Genomic DNA, 1517 nt, shown 5'->3' with positions numbered 1-1517 from the left:
ACCGAATACCGTTACGACTGCCAGCACCGTTTGATTGGTGCCAGTCTGCCGGGGGGTAGTGTCGCGTCCTATAAATACGACGCCTTCGGCCGGCGCATCGAAAAAACTGTCGATGGCAGCACCACTGAATTCCTGTGGCAAGGCGAACGCCTGATCGCCGAAAGCGCTGACAACCGCTATCGCACTTACGTTTATGAACCGGGTAGCTTCCGTCCACTGGTGATGCTTGATGGCGAAGGCCCGCTGAAGGCGACGCCGTTTTACTATCAGCTCGACCATCTGGGGACGCCGCAGGAGCTCACCGACTACAGCGGCGAGATCATGTGGTCTGCCAAGTACCGCGCTTATGGCAATCTCGCTGCACTCGATGTTGCCGAAATTGACAACCCGCTGCGGTTTCAGGGGCAGTACTTCGATGCGGAGACGGGCTTACACTACAACCGGCATCGCTACTACAATCCGGGGACCGGGCGGTATCTAACGCCGGATCCGATCAAGCTTGCGGGTGGGTTGAACAACTACCAGTACGTGCCTAACCCTACGGGGTGGGTGGATCCGTTGGGGCTGGCAAGTACGGAGTGCAAGGGTCCGGAAGCGTCCGACAACTCGGCTCATAACGCTGCTAAGTATGCGGCCCTGAAACGCGATCTACAAACGACTGAAGCAGCCAACGGCGCCGTAGATAGCTTAAGAACGACCGGACAACTCCCCAACAATTACGTGACGAAAGTGCAAGCAGCACAAGGTGGATGGAAACCTGGGAAAGCATTGAACAACAGTGTTCCAGGAGGTCAATTGGGCGGTGATATCTTTCACAATGACACTAATGTATTACCGTCATCACCAGGACGCACTTGGTACGAAGCAGATGTTGGGATAAACAACACGATGTCTCGAAGCAATCAGCCAGGGACTCGACTGCTCTATTCCGACGACGGGCTGCTTTATATCACCAGCGATCATTACGACACGGTAAAGGCCATTGGAAAATGGAAGTAGGGACGAAAAAATGATAATAGAACTAGACGGCACCACAATAAAATCAGAAGCAGATTTTCACAAAAAACTCACATCAGTGCTGGGAATCACCGAATACTATGGAAACAACCTAAACGCCTTATGGGATTTGCTGAGCGCGAATGCGGAGCGACCGCTGGAGCTAATTTGGAAAAACTCAAAAGACTCTAGGGACGCCATGGGCATTCCTTACGAACAAATTGTGAATATACTTGAAAGAGCGAAAGAACAGGATGAAAAATTTGGATGGGATGAAAGATTTAGTTATCAACTACTGTAGGACAAAAACACAAAGAGAACTAAATAAATGAAGGTGGCGATACTACACATCATCGAGCCCAAGACGCTAGGAACTGTTGTAGAATTTTCCACAAATTACAAAAACAAAAAACAAAAAACAAAGGGGACAGATTTATTTTTACGAAAGAAAATAAATCCGTCCCCTTTTCGCCTTGAGCCTGGGAATAAAGGCGACCAGGCTGCTCACTTTAATCTACGAC

3 protein-coding genes are annotated in these 1517 nt (G+C 49.7%); all 3 read left to right on the top strand.

What is annotated here, in order from left to right; all coding sequences use genetic code 11:
• The coding region (locus tag AC1D2P_RS30665; RefSeq protein WP_477811768.1) for an RHS repeat-associated core domain-containing protein at positions 1–999 on the top strand (999 nt) is incomplete at its 5' end.
• A 10-nt stretch (positions 1000–1009) separates the two neighbouring features.
• A complete protein-coding gene (locus AC1D2P_RS30660; RefSeq protein WP_223524504.1) occupies positions 1010–1297 on the top strand; it encodes a barstar family protein in 288 nt (95 codons plus the stop codon).
• 27 nt (positions 1298–1324) lie between these two features.
• A partial coding sequence (locus AC1D2P_RS30655) for a hypothetical protein (protein WP_477811767.1) occupies positions 1325–1517 on the top strand: 193 nt, incomplete at its 3' end.

This window comes from Pseudomonas sp. P1_F1_2, from assembly GCF_056405815.1.
Note: the sequence above shows the minus strand (reverse complement) of the source record. Positions and strands in the feature narration are given on the sequence as shown.

Coding starts and splice junctions, on each gene's coding strand:
- AC1D2P_RS30660 (WP_223524504.1), top strand. CDS start 1,010: ATGATAATAGAACTAGACGGCACCACAATAAAATCAGAAGCAGATTTT.